20 protein-coding genes and 1 riboswitch are annotated in these 22823 nt (G+C 75.0%); of the genes, 6 read left to right on the top strand and 14 right to left on the bottom strand.

Features of this window, described 5'->3' with window-relative positions; genetic code table 11:
• Positions 1-95: 95 nt before the first annotated feature.
• Positions 96-1058 (bottom strand): EamA family transporter, encoded by a 963-nt coding sequence (locus ACLWS4_RS13740; protein WP_416874237.1) that lies wholly within the window; start codon positions 1056-1058, stop codon positions 96-98.
• 153 nt (positions 1059-1211) lie between these two features.
• On the opposite strand from ACLWS4_RS13740, the gene ACLWS4_RS13745 reads away from it, so the two are divergent.
• Positions 1212-1721: a MarR family winged helix-turn-helix transcriptional regulator gene (locus ACLWS4_RS13745; RefSeq protein ID WP_375873277.1), complete on the top strand. Its 510-nt coding sequence runs from the start codon at positions 1212-1214 to the stop codon at positions 1719-1721.
• Positions 1722-1818: 97 nt separating this feature from the next.
• Positions 1819-2271 (top strand): hypothetical protein, encoded by a 453-nt coding sequence (locus tag ACLWS4_RS13750; protein ID WP_049655346.1) that lies wholly within the window; start codon positions 1819-1821, stop codon positions 2269-2271.
• A 48-nt stretch (positions 2272-2319) separates the two neighbouring features.
• Here ACLWS4_RS13750 and ACLWS4_RS13755 read toward each other — a convergent pair whose 3' ends face one another.
• The 3 genes from ACLWS4_RS13755 to ACLWS4_RS13765 all read right to left on the bottom strand — a co-directional run bounded on the left by ACLWS4_RS13755 (position 2320) and on the right by ACLWS4_RS13765 (position 4990).
• Complete coding sequence (locus ACLWS4_RS13755) at positions 2320-2991, bottom strand: class I SAM-dependent methyltransferase (protein ID WP_416874238.1); 672 nt, start codon at positions 2989-2991, stop codon at positions 2320-2322.
• Between the two features lie 27 nt (positions 2992-3018).
• Positions 3019-3495, bottom strand: coding sequence for a hypothetical protein (locus ACLWS4_RS13760; protein ID WP_416874239.1), 477 nt, complete (start codon positions 3493-3495; stop codon positions 3019-3021).
• Between the two features lie 313 nt (positions 3496-3808).
• The gene (locus ACLWS4_RS13765) at positions 3809-4990 is read right to left on the bottom strand and encodes an FAD-dependent monooxygenase (RefSeq protein ID WP_416874240.1); all 1182 of its coding nucleotides are present in this window, start codon (positions 4988-4990) and stop codon (positions 3809-3811) included.
• A 141-nt stretch (positions 4991-5131) separates the two neighbouring features.
• Here ACLWS4_RS13765 and ACLWS4_RS13770 point away from each other — a divergent pair, with 141 nt between their 5' ends.
• The gene (locus ACLWS4_RS13770; protein WP_416874241.1) at positions 5132-5719 is read left to right on the top strand and encodes a TetR/AcrR family transcriptional regulator; all 588 of its coding nucleotides are present in this window, start codon (positions 5132-5134) and stop codon (positions 5717-5719) included.
• Between the two features lie 88 nt (positions 5720-5807).
• The gene (locus tag ACLWS4_RS13775) at positions 5808-7535 is read left to right on the top strand and encodes a serine/threonine-protein kinase (protein ID WP_416874242.1); all 1728 of its coding nucleotides are present in this window, start codon (positions 5808-5810) and stop codon (positions 7533-7535) included.
• A 49-nt stretch (positions 7536-7584) separates the two neighbouring features.
• Here the strand turns inward: ACLWS4_RS13775 and cpt are convergent, their stop codons facing one another.
• The 6 genes from cpt to ACLWS4_RS13805 form a co-directional block, all read right to left on the bottom strand.
• Positions 7585-8127 carry a chloramphenicol phosphotransferase CPT gene (gene cpt / locus ACLWS4_RS13780; protein WP_416874243.1) on the bottom strand — a complete coding sequence of 181 codons (543 nt, stop codon included), beginning with the start codon at positions 8125-8127 and terminating at the stop codon, positions 7585-7587.
• A gap of 145 nt (positions 8128-8272) precedes the next feature.
• Positions 8273-9646: a cobyrinate a,c-diamide synthase gene (locus ACLWS4_RS13785; protein ID WP_416874244.1), complete on the bottom strand. Its 1374-nt coding sequence runs from the start codon at positions 9644-9646 to the stop codon at positions 8273-8275.
• Positions 9647-9650: 4 nt separating this feature from the next.
• Complete coding sequence (cobO, locus tag ACLWS4_RS13790; protein WP_049655361.1) at positions 9651-10256, bottom strand: cob(I)yrinic acid a,c-diamide adenosyltransferase; 606 nt, start codon at positions 10254-10256, stop codon at positions 9651-9653.
• Between the two features lie 6 nt (positions 10257-10262).
• The gene (locus ACLWS4_RS13795; protein WP_416874245.1) at positions 10263-12398 is read right to left on the bottom strand and encodes a putative cobaltochelatase; all 2136 of its coding nucleotides are present in this window, start codon (positions 12396-12398) and stop codon (positions 10263-10265) included.
• Between the two features lie 100 nt (positions 12399-12498).
• Positions 12499-14013 (bottom strand): cobyric acid synthase, encoded by a 1515-nt coding sequence (locus tag ACLWS4_RS13800; RefSeq protein ID WP_074001625.1) that lies wholly within the window; start codon positions 14011-14013, stop codon positions 12499-12501.
• Positions 14010-15023 (bottom strand): cobalamin biosynthesis protein, encoded by a 1014-nt coding sequence (locus ACLWS4_RS13805; RefSeq protein WP_416874246.1) that lies wholly within the window; start codon positions 15021-15023, stop codon positions 14010-14012. Before ACLWS4_RS13805 ends, ACLWS4_RS13800 begins: the two co-directional genes overlap by 4 nt.
• 107 nt (positions 15024-15130) lie before the next feature.
• A riboswitch (cobalamin riboswitch) is annotated at positions 15131-15264 on the bottom strand.
• 337 nt (positions 15265-15601) lie between these two features.
• Here ACLWS4_RS13805 and ACLWS4_RS13810 point away from each other — a divergent pair.
• Together ACLWS4_RS13810 and ACLWS4_RS13815 are read left to right on the top strand one after the other, a co-directional pair.
• A complete protein-coding gene (locus ACLWS4_RS13810; protein WP_387969807.1) occupies positions 15602-16708 on the top strand; it encodes an alpha/beta hydrolase family protein in 1107 nt (368 codons plus the stop codon).
• A gap of 727 nt (positions 16709-17435) precedes the next feature.
• Positions 17436-18761, top strand: a complete 1326-nt coding sequence (locus ACLWS4_RS13815; RefSeq protein ID WP_074001623.1) for a hypothetical protein — start codon at positions 17436-17438, stop codon at positions 18759-18761.
• A 105-nt stretch (positions 18762-18866) separates the two neighbouring features.
• On the opposite strand, the gene ACLWS4_RS13820 is transcribed toward ACLWS4_RS13815, so the two are convergent.
• From ACLWS4_RS13820 to ACLWS4_RS13835, 4 genes are all read right to left on the bottom strand, one after another.
• On the bottom strand, positions 18867-19745 hold the full coding sequence (locus tag ACLWS4_RS13820; protein WP_369808332.1) for a CDP-alcohol phosphatidyltransferase family protein: 879 nt from the start codon (positions 19743-19745) through the stop codon (positions 18867-18869).
• Complete coding sequence (locus tag ACLWS4_RS13825; RefSeq protein ID WP_049655656.1) at positions 19732-20424, bottom strand: phosphatidylserine decarboxylase; 693 nt, start codon at positions 20422-20424, stop codon at positions 19732-19734. Before ACLWS4_RS13825 ends, ACLWS4_RS13820 begins: the two co-directional genes overlap by 14 nt.
• Positions 20425-20912: 488 nt before the next feature.
• Complete coding sequence (locus ACLWS4_RS13830; RefSeq protein WP_074001622.1) at positions 20913-22115, bottom strand: acyl-CoA dehydrogenase family protein; 1203 nt, start codon at positions 22113-22115, stop codon at positions 20913-20915.
• 202 nt (positions 22116-22317) lie between these two features.
• On the bottom strand, positions 22318-22821 hold the full coding sequence (locus tag ACLWS4_RS13835; RefSeq protein ID WP_049655661.1) for a MaoC family dehydratase: 504 nt from the start codon (positions 22819-22821) through the stop codon (positions 22318-22320).
• Positions 22822-22823: the final 2 nt, after the last annotated feature.

The raw sequence follows: 22823 nt of genomic DNA on the forward strand, positions 1-22823 counted from the left end.
GCTCACCCGCCGCTCCGCGCCGGCCTCCGGACGCGCCTGCGCCCCGCCAGGAGGGACTCGGCGGGGCGCAGGCGCGGGCGTTCGGGAGGGGCTGGTCAGCGGGCGGCGGTGGCCGGTTCGGGGCGGGGGGTGGGGGGCTCGGTTGCGGCTGTGGAGGGGGTGATGGTCGGGGTCGGGGCCGGGGTCGGGGTGCGGCGGGTGGGGGCCTGGCCGACGAGCATGGCGGCGAGGGCGAGGAGGAGGCCGAGGACCTGCCAGGGGGTGAGGGTCTGGCCGAGGACGAGGAGGCCGCCGAGGGTGGCGACGACCGGGTTGATCAGGCCGAGGAAGGAGGCCGGGCCGGCGCCGAGGTGCTCGATGCCGCGGAACCAGAGGGAGTAGGCGAGCGCGGTGCCGAACAGGCCGAGGTAGGCGAAGCCGGCCAGGTTGGCGGCGCTCAGGGCGGGCGGTGCGCCCTCGACCAGGGCGGCGAGCGGGACGAGGAAGACCGAGCCGGCCAGGAGCTGCCAGCCGGTGAGGTCGAGCAGGGTGGCGCCCTCGGGGCGGCCCCAGCGGCGGGTGAGGACGGTGCCCATGGCCATCAGCGAGATCCCGGCGACCATCGAGGCGATGCCGACGCCGTCCAGCCGGGCGCCGCTCTTGAGCACCAGCAGGGCCACTCCGCCGACCCCGACCAGTCCGGCGATCACCGCCCGCCGTCCGGGTCGCACCCGCAGCACGCCGATCGAGAACCCGGCGACGAGCAGCGGCTGGATCGCCCCGATGGTGGCGGCGACGCCGCCGGGCAGGCGGTAGGCGCCGACGAACATCAGCGGGAAGAACAGCCCGATGTTGAGCATCCCGAGCACGGCTGCGCGCCCCCACCAGCGCCCCTTGGGAAGTCGGCGGCCGATCAGCAGCAGGAGCAGTCCGGCCGGGAGTGCGCGGAGCGCGGCGAGCAGCAGCGGGCGGCCGTCGGGCAGCAGCTGGGTGGTGACGAGGTAGGTGGTGCCCCACGCGGCCGGGGCGAGTGCGGCGGTGGCGGCGATCCCCGCGCGCTTGCGGTCCATGACGGCCATGACGTCCCCCTGAACGTTGATTATCTGAACGTTGAGATAATTTCTACGCCGGGGATCCGCGAACGTCAAGTATGTGAATGTTAAGATATCTACGTCGGGTGGGCAGCGGACACCGGACGGCTACGGACAGACGGCTCCGGAAGGGCGGCGGGCATGCAGCAGCGCGACACCGTGGACGACATCGTCGAGCAGTGGGCCCGGGCCCGCCCCGAGCTGGACGCCGGGCCGATGGCTCTGATCGGCCGGCTGCGACGGCTCAACGTCCGGGTCGACAACGCCCTGCGCGAGTACTTCACCGCCTGCGGCCTGGACTCCTCCGAGTTCGACGTGCTGGCCACCCTGCGCCGCTCCGGCGAGCCGTACGAGCTCAACGCCCGCGCGCTGCTCAAGTCCGCGATGGTCACCTCCGGGGCCATCACCAACCGGGTCGACCGGCTGTCCGCCAAGGGACTGGTCGAGCGCAACCCCTGCCCGACCGACCGCCGGGCCGTCCTGGTCCGCCTCACCCCGGCCGGCAAGGAACTGATCGACGGGGCCCTGGCCGGTCACGTCCGCAACGAGGAGCGCATCCTCTCGGCCCTCGACGCGGACGAGCGCAACCGGCTCGACGCCCTGCTGCGCAAGCTCCTCATCGCGCACGGGGACACCGAGCCGCTCCTCTGAGCCGGGCCGGTGCCTCCAAGGGCGGGCGCGGGCGGCGTGTCCAGCGGTGTCCCGGCGGCGTTATCCCCTGCGGAAGCCCACCGGAGGAGAGGCCCCGATGAAAGAGAAGACGCCCAGGGACATCGCCGTCGGCGACCAGCTGCGGGCCGCCGGCACCGAGGGTGCCCAGTGGCTGACCGCCTCCGGGTGGGGGCCGCCGGTCAAGGTGCCGCTGCAGGAGGCGGCGAAATGGCAGCAGGAGACCCGCGCCCGGATGCTGGCGTCGCAGCGGGACGAGTCCTGCACCTGGTGCGACCACCTGCTGTACGGCGGGCCGCAGCCCGTCGTCGTGCACGCGGAACACCCGACCCACCTGATCTGCCGCGCCTGCTCGATCGCCGCCCGCCCCCGCCGGGTCTGCCTGGACTGCGGGGAACCCGCCGCCTCCACGTCTCCGGCCGACGGGCGCGAGGACGTCTTCATGGGCGCGGTGGCGATCTACACCCGGCTGCGCTGCGCCGCCTGCCACCACTCCGACCCGCTCACCGGCACCTTCGGCCAGCCCGTCTGACCGGGGCGTCTGGTCGGGAGGTCCGATCGGGCCGCCCGACCGGGCCGCTCAACGGCGTGCGACCAGCGCGTACCGCTCGTCGTCCACTGGCCCGCCCCACAGCTCGGCCTCCCCGCCGAGCGGCTCGACCCGCAGCTCGGAGACCAACGGCCGTACGGCCGCCGCGAGTTCCTCCGCCCCGACCCCGCCGCCCCACGGCAGCGGCCCTGCCCCGGCCGGGTACGGCGAGACGGTGGCCTGCCCGGTCTCCCGCCACCGGCCCTCGACCAGGACCAGCCGGCCGCCCGGCCGCAGCAGCCGCACCCAAGCGCGCAGCGCCCGCTCGGGCTCGGGGAGCGTCCAGACCAGGTGCCGTGACAGCAGGACGTCGAAGCTCTCGTCCCCGAGCGGCGGCGCGCCCGCGTCACCCACCAGGAACCGCGCCGTCAGGCCCGCCGCGACCAGCTTCGCCCTGGCCCGCCCGACCATCCGCGGCGCCAGGTCCACGCCCGTCACCCGGCGCCCGTCCGCCGCGAGCAGCAGCGACAGCGAGCCGGTGCCGCACCCGACGTCCAGCACGTCCGCCGCCCCGCCCGGCACCCACCCCCGCACCCGCCGAAGCCACGCCGCCCGCACCGGCCCCGCCCGCAACCCGTGGTCGGGCTCCTCGTCGAAGGCCGCGGCGGCCGCGTCCCAGTACTCGGCAATGGCGCGGCGGCCGGAGTCATCCATGGCGCGCATCATCGCAACCGCCACCGACACGGGCCGCTACCCGCCGATGGGGAAGGGGATCCCGTGCCGGTCCCCGCTCACCGACCGCCGAATGACGTTGACCAGCCTGACCTGTGCCGCAGTCGTCGACCGCCGAGCCTGCTCGAACTCGTCCGGAGGCAGCGGATCGGTTCGTGGGTCGCGGCTACGAGCCACCTGATCGAGGAAGGTCTCGACGGCACGGCCGAACTCGTCGATCTCGGCGGCGACTTCCCTGGGTGCGATCAGGCTCGCGTGCATCAGGGCTGCACTCCATGCGCCCCAGTCGTAGTCCCAGCCACGCCGTGCGCCGTGTGCGCGCCTGAGTTCCATTGTGAATCCGGCGTAGTGGCCCAGTAGTTCCCGGTATGCGGCGAGCTGCTGGTCCCGGGACCAGTGCCGGTCCTGGGCGCGGCGCGTGACGATGCCGCCGACCAGTACACCTGCCGTGGCTGAAAGCGCCCCGGCCGCCGTCGTCACCAGTGTGTCCAACATGGAGCCTCCTCGCCAGCGCTGACGAACGGCGGCACGAGACCAGGGCCCGGGTACGTTGCGGGGAAGTGCCCGAAGCTGCCCCAAGGTGGCACGGTGCCGGAACCCGCCGACCGTACCGGCTGACCCCACCACACCCCGGGGAGCTTGCCAACTGTGTTGGGCGGGTGGGAGGTTGGCGCTTGCGGATCGAATTCGACAGCCTCTCCCGAGCTGTCATTCGCCCAGGGGTCTTGTGGACCGTTGGCTCCAGGCGGAGCCAACGGCTCTCTGTGTGTCGCCTGCGCCCGCCCCGCAGTCGGGGCGGCAGATCCCCTCATCCCGCTCGGCCCAGGGTCGGCGGCTGCCAGTCGAAGGTCGCGGCCGAGCGGTTCAGCAGGGTGCGGGCGGGGAGGAGGCCGGTGAGGGTGAGGGCGGTGTCGCGCAGGAGGGTGGCGGCGGGGGGCCGGAGGGCGACGAGGTCGCCGATGCGGCGGGAGGCGGCGACGACGGCGGTGGTGCGGGGGAGCCGGGCGGCGGTGTAGGCGGGCAGGGCGGCGGCCGGGTCGGCGGCGGGGGTGAGCAGGGAGGCGAGGACGACGGCGTCCTCGATGGCCTGGCAGGCGCCCTGGCCCTGGAAGGGGCACATCGCGTGGGCGGCGTCGCCGAGGAGGGCGACCCGGCCGTGGTGGTGGGCGGGCAGCGGGTCGGCGAGGTCCCAGACGTCGTGGCGCAGGACGCGTTCGGGCTCGGCCAGGGCGAACAGCTGCGGTACGGGGGCGCACCAGTCGCCGAACCGGCGCAGGAGTTCGGCCCGCTCGTCCCCGTCGGCGGCCCGCTCGCCGGCCGGGGCGAGGGCGGCGCCGTAGACGTAGACCCGGCCGTCGGCGAGCGGGACGACTCCGGCGAGCCGGCCGCGGCCCCACACCTCGCCGACGGCGGCCGGGCGGCGGTCGGGGGTGACGACGGCGCGCCAGGTGGTGAAGCCGCTGTAGCGGGGGCCGGGGTGGCGGGGGAAGAGCAGGGCCCGGGTCGCGGAGCGGATGCCGTCGGCGGCGACGACCAGGTCGGCGGTCTCCTCCCCGTCGGCGGTGCGCAGGACGGCGGGCTCGGTGGCGCTGCCGGGGGTGACGAGGGCGGCGGGCGAGCCGGTGCGGACGGTGTCCTCCGGGAGCGCGTCGACCAGGGCGGCGATGACGTCGGCGCGGGCGACGGCGGCGATGGTGTCGCCGAAGCGGGCCTCGAAGGCCGTGGTGTCGAGGCGGGCGAGCCAGCGGCCGGAGGGGTGGCGCAGGCCGACGGCGGGGTGCGGGGCGGCGAGGGCGCGCAGGCGCGCGCCGACGCCGAGCCGGTCGAGGGAGCGCAGGGCGTTGGGGGCGAGGGCGAGCCCGGCGCCGACGGGTTCGAGGGATTCGGCGCGCTCGTGGACACGTACGGGGATGCCCTGCCGGTGGAGGGCGAGGGCGGCGGTGAGGCCGCCGATGCCGCCGCCGATGACGATCGCCTGGTGCAGGCCCATGAGGGGGCTCCTCTTCTCGCGCGACCCGGTCACTACAGGTGTAGTGTCCGATGTCCGGCACGCTACTACATGTGTAGTGAGCCGTAAACTACGGCTGTAGTGAGTTGGGGGAGCCCGACTGGAAAGGCCATGATCGGACCCATGACACCCCCGCGCCCGACCCTGATCGCCGACGCCGCCATCGACCTGATCGCCGACGCCGGCCTGCGCGGGCTCACCCACCGCGCCGTGGACGACGCGTCCGGCCTGCCCGCCGGCTCGACCTCCAACCTCGCCCGGACCAGGGCCGCCCTGCTGGAGCTCGTGCTCACCCGGATCGTCGAGCGGGAGACCGCCGACTTCCCGGTCCTCGCCGAGGGCGAACTGCCGCAGGCCGCCGTCCCGCCGCGCGACCTGCTGGCCGAGGTCGGCGCCGAGGTGCTCTTCCGGGCGCTCACGGAGGGCCGCCGACTCACCCTGGCCCGCCTGGAACTCGCCCTGGAGGCCACCCGCAGGCCCGAACTGCGCACCCTCTACGACCGCCTGGGCGCGCGCTTCGCCCAGCGCGCCGCCGAGCTGCTCGCCGCCTCCGGCTCGGGCGACCCCACGGGGGACGCCCGCCGGTTGATCCGCTGGTGCGACGGCGTGCTGTTCAACGCCACGGCCGGCAGCGGGCACTGGCACGTGCCGATGCCGGAGGAACTGCGCGAGGAGATCGACCGCTACCTCGCCGTGCTGCTCGACCGGTAGGAGCCGGTAGGACCGGTGGGACCCGGTCGGGCCGGGGCCCGGGGGTGCCCGCCTATACTCCCTCTGCCCGATCAGGCAGGGGGAAGAAATGCTGAACACGCTCGACGTCGCGGTACTGGTGGTGGTCGGGGTGGCGCTGCTGGTGCGGCTGGCGACGCTGCCGGTGCTGGTCCGTGCCCAAGCGGCAACGCGCTGCCGGGCGTTGGCGGCCGCCGGCGCGGACCCGGCCGGAGGCGCGCGGGGCGGCACCGGCGCGACGATCGGCGAACTGACAGTGGGTCTGCTGACCGCCGTGGGAGTGCTGGCCGTCCTGCGCGCCTGGAGCAGCGTCCTCTTCGAGGGGCTGGGGCGGTCGTTCGACGTCTACAACGCGCGGTACCTCACGATCGTCTCGCACCTGCCCCTCCACTCGGCGCGGACCTGGTACATCACCTCCTTCGTCGTCTGCCTGCTGCTCTGGTTGCTGCTCTGGTGCCTGACCCAGCGCAACCTGTGGACCGTCGGCATGCCGCCTCGGCTGTGGCGGGCCGGTCGGACCCGGGCCCAGATCGCCGGCCTGCTCGCCCTCCGCGCGGTGCTCGCCGTGTTCCTCCTGCCGGTCGGGCTGATCGTCGCCGCGCTGGTGTTCCAGGCCGTCGCGATGGCGGCGAGCCGCCGGGCCAGGCCGGTCGGCGCGGAGGCGGTGCGCGCCGAAGAGGCCCGAGTGGCCCAGGCCGCCCAGGCGGCCCAAGCGGCCCAGGCGTTCCCGGCGTCGCCGAACCCGTACGTGCCCACCGCGCCGGCGCGGGCGCCGTACGTCCCGCCGCAGACGCCGTACGCCCCGCCTCAGGCCCCGTACGTCCCCACGCAGTTCGCGCAGCCCGCTCCTCCGGTGCCGACTGCCCCGGCCGCCCCGCCGGTGCTGCCGAGGCCGCCCGTCGGCAGCCCCCTCGGTGCTCACGAGCCCCGTACGATCGGCGGCTACCAGCTCCTCGGCCGGATCGGCTCCGGCGGCATGGGTACGGTCTACCTCGCCCAGCGGCAGGGCTCCGCCACCCAGGTCGCGCTCAAGACCATCAACCTCGAACTCCTCGACGACGCCGACCTGTTGCGCCGCTTCCAGCGTGAGTCCGAGGTGCTGGCGATGGTCCCCGGCGCCTACACCGCCCGGGTGCTCGACACCGGTGTGGACTCCGGACGCCCGTACCTGGCCATGGAGTTGCTGGACGGCCGCCCGCTGGACGCCCACCTGCGCGAGCAGGGGCCGATCCGCTCCGCCGAGGCGCTGCGCGCCCTCGCGCTGGCGCTGGCCGTGGCGCTGTCCGGGGTGCACCGCCTGGGGCTCGTCCACCGGGACCTCAAGCCCGCCAACATCATGCTGACCACGGCCGGTCCGCGCCTGCTGGACTTCGGCATCGCGGCGATCGTGGACGGCACCCGGCTGACCGCCACCGGCGGCGGGCCGGGCACCCTGACGTACATGGCGCCGGAGCAGTTCGGCGAGGAGCGGGTCGGTACGGCGGCCGACGTGTGGGCCTGGGCGTGCTGCGTTGTGTGCGCGGCGCACGGCGCCAGCCCGTTCGCGGCGACCAACACGGGAGCGGTGATCCGCCGGATCGTGGAGACCGGGCCCGAACCCGCGGCGCTGGCGGCGGTCCAGGCCCTCGACCCGGCGCTCGCCGCCGTCGTCACCCGCGCGCTGGCCATGGCCCCCGAGCAGCGCCCGGCGGACGGCACGGCCCTGCTGGCGGCGCTGGCGGCGGCCCAGCCGACGGCGCCGGACCCGGCGGCCGTCCACGACCAGATCACCCGGGGCTGGCAGACCCTCGCGCTGTAGCGGCGGCGACGGGTCCGGCCCCGGTGGCTCCGGAAGCGAGGGTGCGGCCTCAGCCGTCGGAGGTTACCCGCCCGGCGACGAGCCGGGCGCAGTCGTCCACCGAGGCCCGCGAGGTGTCGACGACCAGGTCGTACGTGACGCCCTCGTGCACCAGCGAGGCCTGCGCGGTGGCCATCCCGGCCGCCCGGTCGCCGCGGGCGGCCTCCCGCTTCGCGGCCACCGCCGGATCGCAGCGCACCCCGACCCAGAGCACGTCCAGGCCCTCCAGCGCCGACCGCCACCGGGCCTGCGAGGCGGCGCCGCCGAGGAACACCTCGTCCACCACGATCCGGGCCCCGGCCCGGGCCATCGCCGCGACCCCGAGCGTCCAGGCGGCGTCCAGGGTGGCGAAGACCGGGCCGACCTCGACCGTCCCGTCCCCGTCCTCCAGCCCGCCGATGCCCTCGCCGCTGGTGCGCAGCGACGGCGGCAGCGCCTCGACCATGGTGTCCGCGCCGAGGTGCAGCCAGGGGTCCGGCAGCAGCTCCTGCAGGCGCAGGGCGATGCTCGACTTGCCGGAGCTGGAGCCGCCGTTGAGAACGATCACATGCATGCGCGGAGCCTACGGCCGCGCACCCCGCGTCGTCGCGGCGTTATCCCGGGGGTGCCACAGGGGTGCGGCCATGGACCGCACGGCCCCGACCGCCCCCATCAACGCCGCCCCCATCAACGCCGCTCCCCACCGCCGAAGCCCCGGACTACGCCACCCCCGCCGCGAAGGCCGCCGCCGCGGCGGTGAAGGAGGCGGCCACCGCCGGTGCGCCCGCCCAGTGCAGGTGCAGGTAGGAGGCGTGCACGTTGCCGCTCGCGAAGCCCTCGGTGCGGGGGCCGGTCGGCAGGCGCCAGCCCCAGGCGGGGAGTTCGCCCGCGCCGGGCTCGCAGACCGTGCGGTGGAACTCGTGGCCGCGCAGCCTGGTGCCGGCCGGGGCCAGCGGGGAGTCGTGCAGGGCGACCGCCTCCCGGTAGCCGAGGGTGAGGCGTTCGGTCATCCGGGCGTCGGTGGGCAGTACGCCGCACATCGGCAGGCCGTCCAACTCCCGTCCCAGGTAGAGCAGTCCGGCGCACTCGGCGGCGACCGGCCCGCCCGCGGCGGCGAACGCGGCGATGGCGGCGCGCAGCGGGGCGTTGCCGCTCAGCTCGCGGACGTACAGCTCGGGGAAGCCGCCGCCGATGACCAGGCCGGCCGTTCCGGCGGGCAGCGAGGAGGCGTGCAGCGGGTCGAACGGGACCACCTCCGCGCCCGCCGCGCCGAGCAGTTCGGCGTTCTCGGCGTACGAGAAGGAGAAGGCCGCGCCGCCCGCCACCGCGATCCGGGGCCGGCCGGCCACCGGGGTGACCTCGGCCGACGGGTCCCAGGGTTCGGCGTCCAACTCCGGTGCCGTCCGGGCGAGTTCGAGCAGGGCGTCCAAGTCGACCGAGGAGGCGACCAGTTCACCCATGTCGGCGACCGCCCGGAGGGCCTCCGCCGAGCGTTCCACCGCCGGGATCAGTCCGAGGTGGCGGGAGGGTGTGGCGACCGCCGCCGAGCGGCGCAGCGCGCCCAGCACCGGCACGCCGGAGCCCTCCTCCAGGGCCTCGCGCAGCAGGTGCTCGTGCCGGTCGGAGGCGACCCGGTTGAGGATCACCCCGGCGAGCCGCACCTGCGGGTCCCAGGAGGCGAAGCCGTGCACCAGCGCGGCCACCGAGCGGGACTGCGAGGAGCCGTCCACGACCAGTACCACCGGCGCCCGCAGCAGCTTGGCGACGTGCGCCGTGGAGGCCAGTTCGCCGCGCCCGGAGGCCCCGTCGAACAGGCCCATGACCCCCTCGACGACGGCGACGTCCGCCCCCGCCGCGCCGTGCAGGAACAGCGGCGCGATCCGCTCCGGCCCGCACATGAAGGCGTCCAGGTTGCGGCCCGGGCGCCCGGCGGCGAGCGCGTGGTAGCCCGGGTCGATGTAGTCGGGGCCGACCTTGTGCGGCGACACCGCCAGCCCGCGCGCGGCGAGCGCCGCGATCAGGCCGGTGGCGACGGTGGTCTTGCCGGCGCCCGAGGAGGGCGCGGCGACGACGAGGCGGGGGATGTTGCTCAACGGTCTACCACTCGATACCGCGCTGGCCCTTGCGGCCGGCGTCCATGGGGTGCTTGACCTTGGTCATCTCGGTGACCAGGTCGGCGAAGCCGGTCAGCGCCTCGGGCGCGTACCGGCCGGTGATGACGACGTGCTGGCTGCCCGGGCGGTCCTTGAGCACGGCGACCACCTCGTCCGGGTCGACCCACCCCCAGTGCATCGGGTAGGTGAACTCGTCGAGCACGTAGAAGCGGTAGGTCTCGGCCGCGAGGTCGCGCTTGACCTGCTCCCAGCCCTCCTTGGCCGCCTCCTCGCTGGACATCTCCTGCTCGGCGGAGCGCTGGATCCAGGACCAGCCGGAGCCCATCTTGTGCCAGTCGACGGTGCCGCCCTCGCCGGAGGCGCCGAGCACGCGCAGCGCGTTCTCCTCGCCGACCTTCCACTTGGCGGACTTCACGAACTGGAACACCCCGACCGGCCAGCCCTGGTTCCAGGCCCGCAGCGCCATGCCGAACGCGGCCGTGGACTTGCCCTTGCCGGGGCCGGTGTGCACGGCGGTGATCGGCAGCGTGCGGCGCTGACGAGTCGTCAGGCCGTCGTCGGGGACGCTCTCGGGGACTCCCTTGGGCATGTCGGCTCAGGCCGCCTTTCGCATCGAAGTGGTCGAACGGTTCGCGGAGCGGTCCGCGGCGCGGTTCTCGCGGACGAGCGAGGCCACGCCCTCGGCGCGCAGCTCGTCCAGGCTGACGGCGGCACCGCCGAGCAGCCCGGCCAGGGTGCGGGCCAGGCCCAGGCGGACCGGGCCGGACTCGCAGTCCAGCACCACGCTGGCCGTGCCCTGCGCCGCGAACAGCGCGGCCGCGCGGCGCGACTGGGCGAGCGCGTCCCGCCCGCCGGTGGCCCGGCCGTCGGTCACCACGACCAGCAGCGGGCGCCGGCTCGGGTCGCGCAGCCGCTCCACCCGCAGCACCTCGTGGGCGCGCAGCAGGCCGGCGGCCAGCGGGGTCCGCCCGCCGGTGGGCAGCGACTCCAGCCGGGCCGCGCCGACCTCCACCGAGGAGGTGGGCGGCAGTGCCAGCTCGGCGCCCGAGCCCCGGAAGGTGATCATGCCGATCTTGTCGCGGCGCTGGTAGGCGTCCATCAGCAGCGACAGCACCGCGCCCTTGACGGCGGTCATCCGCTGCCGGGCGGCCATCGAGCCGGAGGCGTCCACCACGAACAGCACCAGGTTGGACTCCCGTCCCTGGCGCACCTGTTCGCGGAAGTCGTCCTTGTGCACCACCAGTGCCCGCCCGCTGCGCCCGCGCGCGGCCTGGTGCGGCGCGGCGGCCTGGAGGGTCGCGGTCAGGTGCAGCCGGGCGAGCGCGCCCTGCGGGCGGCGGGCGCGGATGGTGTGCCCGCCGGTGGTCTCGGCGGGGGAGCGGCGGCCCTGGGCGCCGTGCCCGGTGCCCTTCACGGTGAACAGCCGCGTCCGGTACGGGTCGCCGGCCGCGACCGGCGCCGACTCCCGCGCGGGGGCCGGGTGTTGGGCCGGTACGGGCGGCTGTGCGGGTGCCTCGGGGCCATCGGAGGCGGGGTCCTCGGGGGAGGGCGCCTCGGGCGCCTCGGGCGCCTCGGGGCCGCCGTCGGACGGCTCGGGCGCGCCGCCGCCGTCGGGGCCGCCCCCGTCCGGGCCGCCCTCCGGCCCGTCTCCGTCGTCGCTGCCGCCACCGTCGCCGTCCGGGCCGGGCCCGTCGTCCTCGGGCTCCGGCTCCTCCTGCTGGGCGTGCTCCTCCAGGGTCCGGTCCAGCTGCTCCTCGTCCAGCCCGGGCGCGTCGAAGGGGTTGCGGCGGCGGCGGTGCGGCAGGGCCAGCTGGGCGGCCTTGCGGACGTCCTCCTCCAGCACCTCGGTGCGCCCGTCCCAGGCGGCCAGCGCGACGGCGGTGCGGGCCATCACGATGTCCGCCCGCAGGCCGTCCACCTCGAACGCGGCGCACACGGCGGTGATCTGACGCAGCGCCACATCGGTCAGCTCGACCTTGGGCAGCAACTCCCGTGCCGCGGTGATGCGTTCGGCGAGCGCCCGCTCCTCCTCGGCGAACCGCGCGGCGAAGCCGGCCGGGTCCGCGTCGTACCCGAGCCGGCGGCGGACCACCTCGGCGCGCTCGGCCGGGTCCCGGGTGGCGGCGATCTCGACGGTCAGGCCGAACCGGTCGAGCAGCTGCGGCCGCAGCTCGCCCTCCTCCGGGTTCATGGTGCCGACCAGCAGGAACCGGGCCGCGTGCCGCACCGACACGCCCTCGCGCTCGACGTACGAGCGGCCCATCGCGGCGGCGTCCAGCAGCAGGTCCACCACGTGGTCCTGGAGCAGGTTCACCTCGTCGATGTAGAGCACGCCGCGGTGCGCCCGGGCGAGCAGTCCGGGCTCGTAGGCCTTGACGCCCTCGGCCAGCGCCCGCTCCAGGTCGAGCGAGCCGACGATCCGGTCCTCGGCCACGCCGACCGGCAACTCCACCAGCTGGGAGGGCCGTTCGGAGGAGGACGGGGAGTCGTGCGGCCCGTCCGGGCACTGCGGGTCGGGCGCGGCCGGGTCGCAGGCGAAGCGGCAGTCGTCCACGGTGGCGATGGACGGCAGCAGGCCGGCCAGCGCGCGCACCATGGTCGACTTCGCGGTGCCCTTCTCGCCGCGCACCAGCACGCCGCCCACGGCCGGGGAGACCGCGTTCAGCAGCAGTCCGAGCCGCAGGTCGGCCATGCCGACGATCGCGGTGAACGGATAGCGGACGTCACTCATGCCGTACCCCAGTCCTGTCGTGCCTGACTCTGTGATCGTGCCCGGCCCTGCCGCCCCGCCCGGTTCGGCGGTCCTGCCCAGCCCTGTGCCCGTGTCCGGCTCATGCGTCACTCCCAGGGGCCCCGGGCGGGAGGAACGGCAGCGATCCGGCCGCCGGCACCCCGCCCTCGATCAGCTTCCACAGCGCGTCGGTGTCCGCGTGCTCCTCGATCAGGTCGCCCAGCCGGTCCAGCCGGGCCTCGCGCGCCGCGGCGAAGGAGGTGTCCGGCGCCGGGACGAACGCCCGGCCGGACAACTCGGCGACCTCGCGCAGGAGTTCGCGGCGGAACCCGTCGTTCTCCAGCGCGCCGTGCCAGGTGGTGCCCCAGACCGGGCCGACCCGGCAGCCGTCCAGGAAGGGACTGCCCCCCTCCACGGTCACCACCCCGTGGTGGATCTCGTAGCCCTCGACCCGCTGCCCGAACGCCTCGCCGACCGGCCGCGCCAGCACCTTCTCGACGCCGAACCGCACCCGCGTCGGCAGCAGCCCGAGACCGTCGACGGCGCCCGCCTTCGACTCGACCTCGTCCACGATCGAGTGCGCCAGCATCTGGTAGCCGCCGCAGACCCCGAGGACCGGCAGTCCGGCTGCCACCCGCGCCTTCAGGGCCGGCTCCAGGCCGCGCTCGCGCAGCCAGGCGAGGTCCGCGACGGTGGCCCGGGTGCCGGGCAGCACCACCAGGTCGGCGTCGGCCAGCTCCTCCGGCCTGGTCGCCCAGCGGACCAGCACGCCCGGCTCCTGCGCGAGCGCGTCCATGTCGGTGAAGTTGGACAGCCGGGGGAAGCGCACCACGGCCACCCGCAGCACGTCCGCGCCGAGCGGCCCGGGCCCGTCCGCCCGGTCCGCCACGGTGGACAGGTCCAGCGAGTCCTCGGCGTCCAGCCAGAGCCCGGGCAGCATCGGCAGCGTGCCCAGCACCGGACGGCCGGTCAGCTCGTGCAGCATCTCCAGCCCGGGCGCCAGCAGCCGCGCGTCGCCGCGGAACTTGTTGACGAACCAGCCCGCCACGTGCCGCTGGTCCTCCGCCGACAGCAGCGCCAGCGTCCCGTACATCGCCGCGAAGACCCCGCCGCGGTCGATGTCCCCGACCACCACCACCGGCAGGGCGGCGGCCGTGGCCAGGCCCATGTTGGCGATGTCGCGGTCGCGCAGGTTGATCTCGGCGGGCGATCCCGCGCCCTCGCAGACCACCACGTCGTAGCGGCCGCGCAGGTCGGCCAGGCACTCCAGGGCGCGCTCCAGCAGGACGGGCTTGCGCTCGCGGTAGTCCAGCGCGCCGACCTCGGCCACCGGCCGGCCGAGCAGCACCACCTGGCTGCGGCCGTCCGCGCCCGGCTTGAGCAGCACCGGGTTCATCGCCGCCTCCGGCTCCACCCGGGCGGCCTGCGCCTGCATCGCCTGGGCGCGGCCGATCTCGGCGCCGTCGGCGGTGACGAAGGAGTTGAGCGACATGTTCTGCGCCTTGAACGGCGCGACCCGTACGCCCTGGCGGGCGAGCCACCGGCAGATCCCGGCCGTCACCACGCTCTTGCCCGCGTCCGAGGTCGTCCCCGCGACCAGCAGTGCGTTGCTCATGCCCGTCCCCTCTTCTTCAGCAGTGCCCGCAGCAGGACGTGCCCCGCGACCGTCGTACCCAGCGCCAGTGCGCCCACCCGCCGGGAGAGCGCGCAGGCCCGCTCGATGTCGTCCACCGTCACCGGCCGCAGCTCCGCGCCCAGGACGGGCCGGTGCTCCACCCGCTCGCCGTACCGCAGCGTGCCGCCCAGTCGGACGCCCACCGCGCCGGCGAACGCCGATTCGGCCTGGCCCGCGTTCGGGCTCGGGTGCGCGGAGCCGTCGCGCCGCCAGACCCGCCAGGCGGTCCGGGGCTCGGGGGCGGCGGCCACCGTCAGCAGGGCCGTCAGCCGGGCACCCGGCCAGCCCGCCACGTCGTCCAGCCGGGCCGAGGCCCAGCCGAACCGGGCGTAGCGGGGCGAGCGGTGGCCGACCATGGCGTCCAGGGTGTTCACGGCGCGGAAGGCCAGCAGGCCGGGGGTGCCGGCCAGGGCGCCCCAGGTCAGCGCGTTCACCACGGCGTCGGCGGTGTTCTCGGCCACCGACTCGACCACCGCCCGGGCGATCTGCTGCCCGTCCAGCGCGCTCGGGTCCCGCCCGCACAGGTGCGGCAGCCGCTCCCGGGCGGCGGCGAGGTCGCCGGCGGCCAGCGAGCGGCCGATGGTGCGGGCCTCCCGGGTCAGCGAGGTGCCGCCGAGCACCGTCCAGGTCGCGGCCGCCGCCAGCGCCGCCCGGCCCAGCGGGCGCCGGCCCACCGTACGGTCCAGGGCGACCGCGCCCGCCGCGACCGCGCCCACGCACAGCGCGGTGTACCCGGCCCCGGCGGCGCGGTCGTCGCGCCACAGCCGCCGCTCCAGCCGGGTCGCGGCGCTGCCGAAGAAGGCCACCGGGTGGCCCCGGCGGGGGTCGGCGAAGCGGGCGTCGGCGGCGTAGCCCGCGGCGGCGCCGAGCGCGAACACGGCGGCGCGGGCCAGCGGGCGCGAGGCTCGGGTCAGCGGGCGCGGAGCGGGGGAAGGCGCGCGCGGGGTCATCGGCCGCACGGCGGAGGGCAGCTCGGAGTCCGGCCGGGCGGGGCAGCCTGCATCGCGTGCGTGTCCTCACTCAGGGTCCGCGCCCTGGATCGACGTGACGGCGGCGAGAGTCTCCTGGCTTCCGGGTCGAACGCACCCCCGGAGCCTTCCAGCGGCCGTCGACGGCCCGCCGTGGCGATGTTCCGAGCGTGCTCCCCGGTGACAGTGGCGGGACCGCGCCGGACTTCCACCGGCTTCCTCTCCATGCCTCCGTTTGGCCCCAGGATCCCATCACGGGCCCGAACCGGGAGTCAACCGAGGTCACGGAGGGGTTGGTCACACGGGGACGCCGCTGACGCCCGGTCGGATCGCCCGGCGCGGCCCCGCCCCGACCCCCGCCACCGGCACCCCCTGAGTACCGCCCTGAGCACCGCCCTGAGCACCCCGGGAGCGCCCGCCGGGTGACCCGGACGGCCCAGCCCGGTGGCCGGTCGGGCGGAGCGCCGGTGAACTGGGGCTCGAACACCGTCCGGTCCGTGAAGAACGTCCGTGAACAACGTCCGTGAACAACGTCCGTGAACAACAGAGCGGGGAGCGAGATGCGTTGGGGAACCGCCGCCGTCGTGGCGGCCGCCGCGGTGGGGGCCGCCGTGCTGGTGGTCGGCCGCCGGGCCTCCGAGCGGATGGTCCGTCCGGTGACCGCCGTCCAGGAGTCCGGGCCGGTCCAGGTCCGCGCCCTCGCCGCCGGCCGGGTCACCTTCACCCGCGGCCCCGCGAGCCTGCGCCCCGGCCGCTGGGCGGTGGAGTGGGCGGACGGCGGGCACGCGGTCGTCGAGGAGGTGCTGCACGCCGACGAACAGGGCGTCACCCGCCGACTGGTCCGCGCCGACCGGGGCACCCTCGTCCCCGGCACCGAGGTCCGCTTCACCCCGCGGGTCCACCTCGGCGACCCCACCGAGGCGCTCGGCCTGGCCTTCGCCGACACCACCGCCGACGGCGAGCTCGGCGCCCTCCCCGCCTGGCGGCTCGACGGCAAGCGCGGCACCTGGGTGATCCTGGTGCACGGCCCCGGCGACGACCGCCGGCAGACCCTCCCGGTGCTCCCCGTCCTCGACCGGCTCGGCCTGCCCGCCCTCGCCGTCACCTACCGCGGCGACCGGGGCGCCCCCGCCTCCCCGGACGGGCTCAGCCACTTCGGCGAGACCGAGTGGCGCGACATCGAGGCGGCGGTACGGCTGGCGCTCGACAGCGGCGCGGGCAAGGTGATCCTGTACGGCTGGTCCGTCGGCGCGACCATCGTGCTGCAGACCGTGGCCCGCTCCGCCTGGTCGCACGCCGTCCGCGGCCTGATCCTCGACTCGCCCGTGCTCGACCTGCCCGCCTCCGCCCGCCGGGACGCCGCCCGGGCCGGCTTCCAGGGCGTCGCCGCCGAGCTCGGCGCCCTCGCCGCCGAGGGCCGCACCGGGGTCGACCTCGCCGACTTCGGCCGCATCGCCGACGGCACCGACCTGCGGGTGCCGACCCTCCTCCTGCACAGCCCCGAGGACAGGATCGCGCCCTTCGGCGCCGCCGAGAAGCTGGCCGCCGCCCGCCGCGACGTGGTGAGCCTCCAGCCCTTCCCCGGCGCCGACCACGCCACCCTCTGGAACACCGCCCCCGACCGCTACACCGAACTCCTCCGCCGCTGGCTCACCCCGCTGCTCTAGGGCCTGTCTTCGGACTCCCGTCGTTCGCCCCGCAGAGGCGAGTCCGAAGACCGGCCCTGGCCCCTCAACCACCCCCCCTGTGCGCGAGGGCGTTTTCGGCTGGTCCCCGCCGCTTTTCCCGGTGCGATTCCCCCCGTCCGAGAATGAACGTTCCTCCCATTCCTCCGGGCCCGCGTGAAAAGTCGGCCCGGCCGACTTCCGGTGCGGCTCGATCCCGATCACCGCGCCCGCCATCCGTCCGGATTCGGGCTGGACAGTCCCGCCGGGCGTCGCCGGGCCGAAACGCCCCCGTACGGGCCCCTCGGCTGTCAGGAGCAATATTTGGCCCGGCCCCTTACCCCCCACCCGTACGCACGGTGACCGCCCGAGCATTCCCGGCAACCGGCCCGCCCCCTGTGGCATGGGCAGGTCACACGTTTCCGGCCAGGCGGTTTGCCGTTGTTGCCCGATCTTGCGGAGGTGCCACCGGCGGTCGCCCGGTCGTACGGACAACCGGATGTGACAGAAGGCCGGTACAAGGGGAAGACTGCTCGACGTGACGTCTCGGAACCCGCGCGACCGTGATGCCCCGCTCCCGCCGACGATCGGTACCGGTGCGACGGTGACCCGTCTCCCCGGAACGGCCCAACGGCCCGCCGGTGGCAGGCCGGGCGGGGCGGGAGTCCCCCGTAACGCAGTACCCCGGCGACGAGGGCCCGCTCCGGCTCCCGGGCGGGGCAGGGTTCCCGTGCCGGAGGGCTTTCCGGCACCCTCCGAGCTGGCGCCGCTGGCCCGCCGGATGCTGGTGGACGCCGTCCGGGTCGCCCGCTGGGCCGGTGAGCTGGCCGAGGTCGACAAGCGCGGCGAGCTGCTCCCGGACGACGCCCGCGCGGCGGGCCGGGCCCTGGCCATGACGGTCGGTGCCGCCGCCAAGGCGTGGGGGCAGGCGCTGCTGGTGGGCCTGGTGGAGGCCCGGGACGGCGGAGCCGGCCCCGGCTGGCGCCTGCACGCCTGGGAGCACGACGACGAGGCCGTGGTGCGCGGCTGGTCGGCGCTGTTCGATGCCTGGACCCTGCTCGCCCCGGTGCCGCCCGCGGCGCTGCGCGGCGTCTTCGCCGTCCTGGCCGGGCAGGCCGTGGACCAGGCCCCGCAGCTGCTCTCCTTCCTGCACCTGGTGGACGGCCCGGTCGCCGAGAGCGAGCTGCTGGAGCTGCTGCGCCGCGGCCTGGACGAGCGCCGGGTCGGCACCGGCCTCGGCGGACCCGGCCTGTCGCCGGTGCCGCACGCGGCCTCGGCCGTCTCCGCCGTCCGCGGCACCTGCCGCGCGCCGCAGATCGACACCCCGGCCGCGCCCTCGGACGTGGCCGCCGTCCTGGACTGGATGCTGGACGGCCTGGCGGCCGTCGGCGCCCTGGTGCGCAGGAACGACGCCGCGGAGCTGTCGCCGCTCGGCCACTGGGCGGTGCGGGCGAAGCTGGAGGAGATCTGCACGGTCGCGCAGACCGCGGCCGGGCACATCGAGCAGAGCGCCTTCGAGCTGCTGAACGCCTGCGCGGACTACTCGCCGGGCCCGGCCCGCGCCGAGTTCCGGGCCTGGGTCGCGGCCCGGCCGGCCGACCGGGCGGTGGGCGAGCTGCTGGACGCCGCCCAGGGCGACGACGCGCTGGTGCGCGGGCTGGCCTTCGAGGCGCTGCGGGTGGCCGGCGGACCGGCCGAGCAGGCGGTGCGCGCGGCGGTGGACGAGCCGGTGCTGCGCCCGTACGCGCTGCTGTGGCTGGCGGAGCGCGCGGACGAGGGCGTCGCCCCGGCGGACGTGCTGGGCGCGGAGGACGCGGCCTGGCTCTGGGTGGACACCGCGGCCGCGGTGCTCGACCACGGCGAGACCGAGCTGCTGGTGGGCCACGTCGAGGGCGCCGCGGCGGGCGACCCGGTCCGGCTGTTCGCCCGGGCCCGGCAGTCCGGCCACCCGCGGGCGGCCTCGGTGCTGACGGCGGTCTCGAGCGTGCACCCGGACCCGGGCGTGGCCCGGGCGGCCCGCCGCTCGGCGTTCAGCGTGCACACCGGCGGCGCCTGAGCCGCACGGGCGCACGGGAACACGGGCGCACAGGAACACGGGAACACGGAAAGGGCCCGGAACCATCAGGTTCCGGGCCCTTCCCCATGTCGGTCGTGGGACGGCTCAGCCGAGCCGCGACTCCGCCCGCCGGGCGCGGACGTCGCCGACCTTCTGCCCCACCTTGCGGCGGATGACCAGCAGCGGCGCCATCGCGGCGAGCGTGATCTGGGCGAACGCGCCGACGTGCATCAGGCTGTCGCCGCCGGGCAGCCCGGTCGCCCAGGCGGCCAGGCAGCCGATCGCGACGACGACCCAGCAGAGCGTGGCGGTGGCCAGCAGCCCCTGCGGCTTCGGGTACTCGATCCGGCTGACCATCAGGTACGCGGCGCCGAAGATGGCGAGCAGACCGGGCAGGAACGGCGGGTCGAGCAGCACGATGGCGATCACCGTCATCGCGCCCATCGGGCAGGGCATGCCCTGGAACACCCCGGGCCGCATCTTGACGGCCGAGAAGCGGGCCAGCCGCAGGACCACCGCGAGCAGTACGGTCAGCGCGATCAGCGCCGACAGCTTGCTGTTGGAACCCGGGGAGACCATGCCCCAGACCGCGACGAAGTAGGCCGGCGCGATGCCGAAGCTGATCAGGTCCGCGAGGTTGTCCAGTTCCGCTCCGAGGGCGGAGGAGCGCAGCTTGCGCGCCACCAGCCCGTCGAAGAGGTCGCACATCGAGCCGATCAGCAGCAGCGTGACCGCGGTGGCGGCGCTGTGCCGGTCCGGAGCGGCGTCCGGGTTGGTGATGTGCGGGACCAGGACCCCGGTGGTGATCGAGTAGATCGCCAGGAAGCCGCAGACGGCGTTCCCCAGGGTCAGGAAGTCGGCCGTGGACAGGTGCTGGGGAGAGCGCGGGGCACGCAGCTCGCGGTCCCGTGCCCAGCGGCGGCGGCGCAGGGCCGTCTCCTCGTCGTCCAGGCCGACGATTGTCTCAGGATCAGTCACGGTCAAGGCGCGTCACCCCGGCTGTGGTCTTCTGGCCGACCTCGACGCCGACCTCGACGCCGGCCGGCAGGTAGGTGTCGACGCGGGACCCGAACCGGATCAGACCGATCCGGTCGCCCTGCTCGACCTTGGTTCCGGCGTCCACGTACGGCACGATGCGGCGGGCCACGGCCCCCGCGATCTGGACCATCTCGATGTCGCCGAGCTCGGTGTCGAAGTGCCAGACGACCCGCTCGTTCTGGTCGCTGTCCTTGTTGAACGCGGGGACGAAGCCGCCCGCGACGTGCTCGACCGACGTCACGGTGCCCGGCAGGGGCGCGCGGTTGACGTGGACGTTCAGCGGGCTCATGAAGATCGCGACCCGGGTGCGGCCGTCCGGCCAGGCGTCGATGCTCTGCACCACGCCGTCGGCGGGGGAGATCACTCTGCCCGTGCCGATCTCACGCTCGGGGTCGCGGAAGAACCACAGCATGCCCGCGCCGAGGGCACAGGCGGGTACCGCAGCCAGGGCCCACTTGCCGCTGCGCCGGGTGAGGGCGGTGGTCACGGCGGCCGTGGCGAGGGTGGGGACGAACCAGGGGGTGGCTCCGCGCGCGATGGTCACGCGGGGTCGCCGACCGGCCGTCGGGGCTGCGAGGGCATCGCGGTCCGTGACGGAGGTGTGAGGGGACGGGCTGATGGGCATCGAAGACCTTTGTCGCGGGGGATCATGGCCGCTGGACGGGGGCCACCGCGGAATCGGTAATAGAGGGACGGCTTGCTGTCCCGGTGGATGCTATCGGGAGCAGACGGTGGGTGGGCAACCCGCCTGCTCGTTCACGTGTCCGGTGGCGGCGCGTGTGCGCGTCCACTCCTACGACCGTAGCTCGGCCCGGTCCGGTTCCCAAGGGACCCGACAGGGCTGGTGACTCTTGTCTCAACGGGTGCGCGGACGGAACCCGGCGGACGAAACGGCCGTAGCGGCCGGAAGCGGGTGTGCGGAAGCGGCCGCAGGGCGCGTCGTTGCAGCTGTACGCCCTGCGGCCGCTTCCGGCGGGCCGTGCCGGACCCAGGCGGACCAGGCCGGGCCCGTGACGGGGCACGGCCCCGCGCCGGGACGGGCCCGCACGCCCGTCGACCGGCGGTTCGAGGGGGCCGCCCGGCGACGGGGTGCGTCGGCGGGCGGCCCGGGGGTCAGTCGGCGATCCGGTACTCCTCGAGGAGCCGGCGCCCGACGATCATCTTCTGGATCTCCGCAGTACCTTCACCGATGAGCAGCATCGGGGCCTCGCGGTAGAGGCGCTCGATCTCGTACTCCTTCGAGAAGCCGTAGCCGCCGTGGATGCGGAAGGCGTCCTCGACGACCTCCTTGCAGTACTCGGAGGCGAGGTACTTGGCCATGCCGGCCTCGAGGTCGTTGCGCTCGCCGCCGTCCTTCTTGCGGGCGGCCATGACCATCATCTGGTGGGCGGCCTCGACCTTGGTGGCCATCTCGGCGAGCTTGAACTGGATCGCCTGGTGCTCGGCGATCTTCTTGCCGAAGGTGGAGCGCTGCTGGGCGTAGGCGATGCCGAGCTCGAAGGCGCGGCGGGCGACGCCGCAGCCGCGGGCGGCGACGTTGACGCGGCCGACCTCGACGCCGTCCATCATCTGGTAGAAGCCGCGGCCCGGGACGCCGCCGAGGACGCGGTTCGCCGGGACGCGGACGTCCTGGAGGACCAGCTCGGTGGTGTCGACGCCCTTGTAGCCCATCTTCTCGATCTTGCCGGGCACGGTCAGGCCGGGAACCGAGGGGTTCGGGCCGAAACCGGCCTCCTTCTCGATCAGGAAGGTGGTCATGTTCTTGTACGGGCTGCTGCCGCCCTCGTCGGTCTTGCAGAGGACCGCGACCAGGGTGGAGGTGCCGCCGTTGGTGAGCCACATCTTCTGGCCGTTGAGGACGTAGAACTCGCCGTCCTTGACGCCCTTGGTGGAGATGGCCGAAACGTCGGAGCCGAGGCCCGGCTCGGACATCGAGAAGGCGCCGCGGATCTCGCCGGCCGCCATCCTCGGCAGGAAGTGGTCCTTCTGCTCCTGGGTGCCGTGGGCGTTGATCATGTGCGCCACGATGAAGTGGGTGTTCACGATGCCGGAGACCGACATCCAGCCGCGGGCGATCTCCTCGACCACCAGGGCGTAGGTGAGCAGCGACTCGCCGAGGCCGCCGTACTCCTCGGGGATGGTGAGGCCGAACAGGCCGAGCTGCTTCATCCCCTCGACGATGGCGGTCGGGTACTCGTCCTTGTGCTCCAGCTCGGTCGCGACCGGAATGATCTCCTTGTCGACGAAATCCCGCACGGTGGCGAGGATGTCCCGCTGGATCTCGGTGAGGCCGTCGGTCTGTGCGAGGCGTCCCATCGTGCGGCTCCGAAAGGTCTGAGGGTCTGCGGAAAAGTCGGGGAATCCCCGGGGGGGGGGGGGATTGCGGGGGCCCTGCCGGCGTGGCTGCGGCAGCAGGGCCCCCGGGCCGGGTGGGGCGCGGCCGATGACGGCGGCCTGCCCGTCCGGGGTCTCTCGAGGGGCCCGCGGTGAAAAGCGGGCCCCTATAGAGGGGAGGGGCTCAGGAGAGCGGGGTCGGGCGGCCGGGCTGCTCGCCGCCGCGCTCCTCGGTGTACGTCGCGGTCGGCACCATCACCTTGCGGCGGAAGACGCAGACGACCGTGCCGTCCTGCTTGTACCCCTTGGTCTCGACGTACACGATGCCGCGGTCGTCCTTGGACTTGGACGGCCACTTGTCGAGCACGGTGGTCTCGCCGTAGATCGTGTCGCCGTGGAAGGTCGGCGCGATGTGGCGCAGCGACTCGATCTCCAGGTTGGCGATCGCCTTGCCGGAGACGTCCGGGACGGACATGCCGAGCAGCAGCGAGTAGACGTAGTTGCCCACCACGACGTTCCTGCCGAAGTCGGTCGTCTTCCCGGCGTAGTTGGTGTCCAGGTGGAGCGGGTGGTGGTTCATGGTGAGCAGGCAGAAGAGGTGGTCGTCGTACTCGGTGACCGTCTTGCCGGGCCAGTGCTTGTAGACCGCGCCGACCTCGAACTCCTCGTAGGTGCGTCCGAACTGCATGG

The organism is Kitasatospora sp. SC0581 (assembly GCF_048159585.1).
Lineage (GTDB): Bacteria > Actinomycetota > Actinomycetes > Streptomycetales > Streptomycetaceae > Kitasatospora.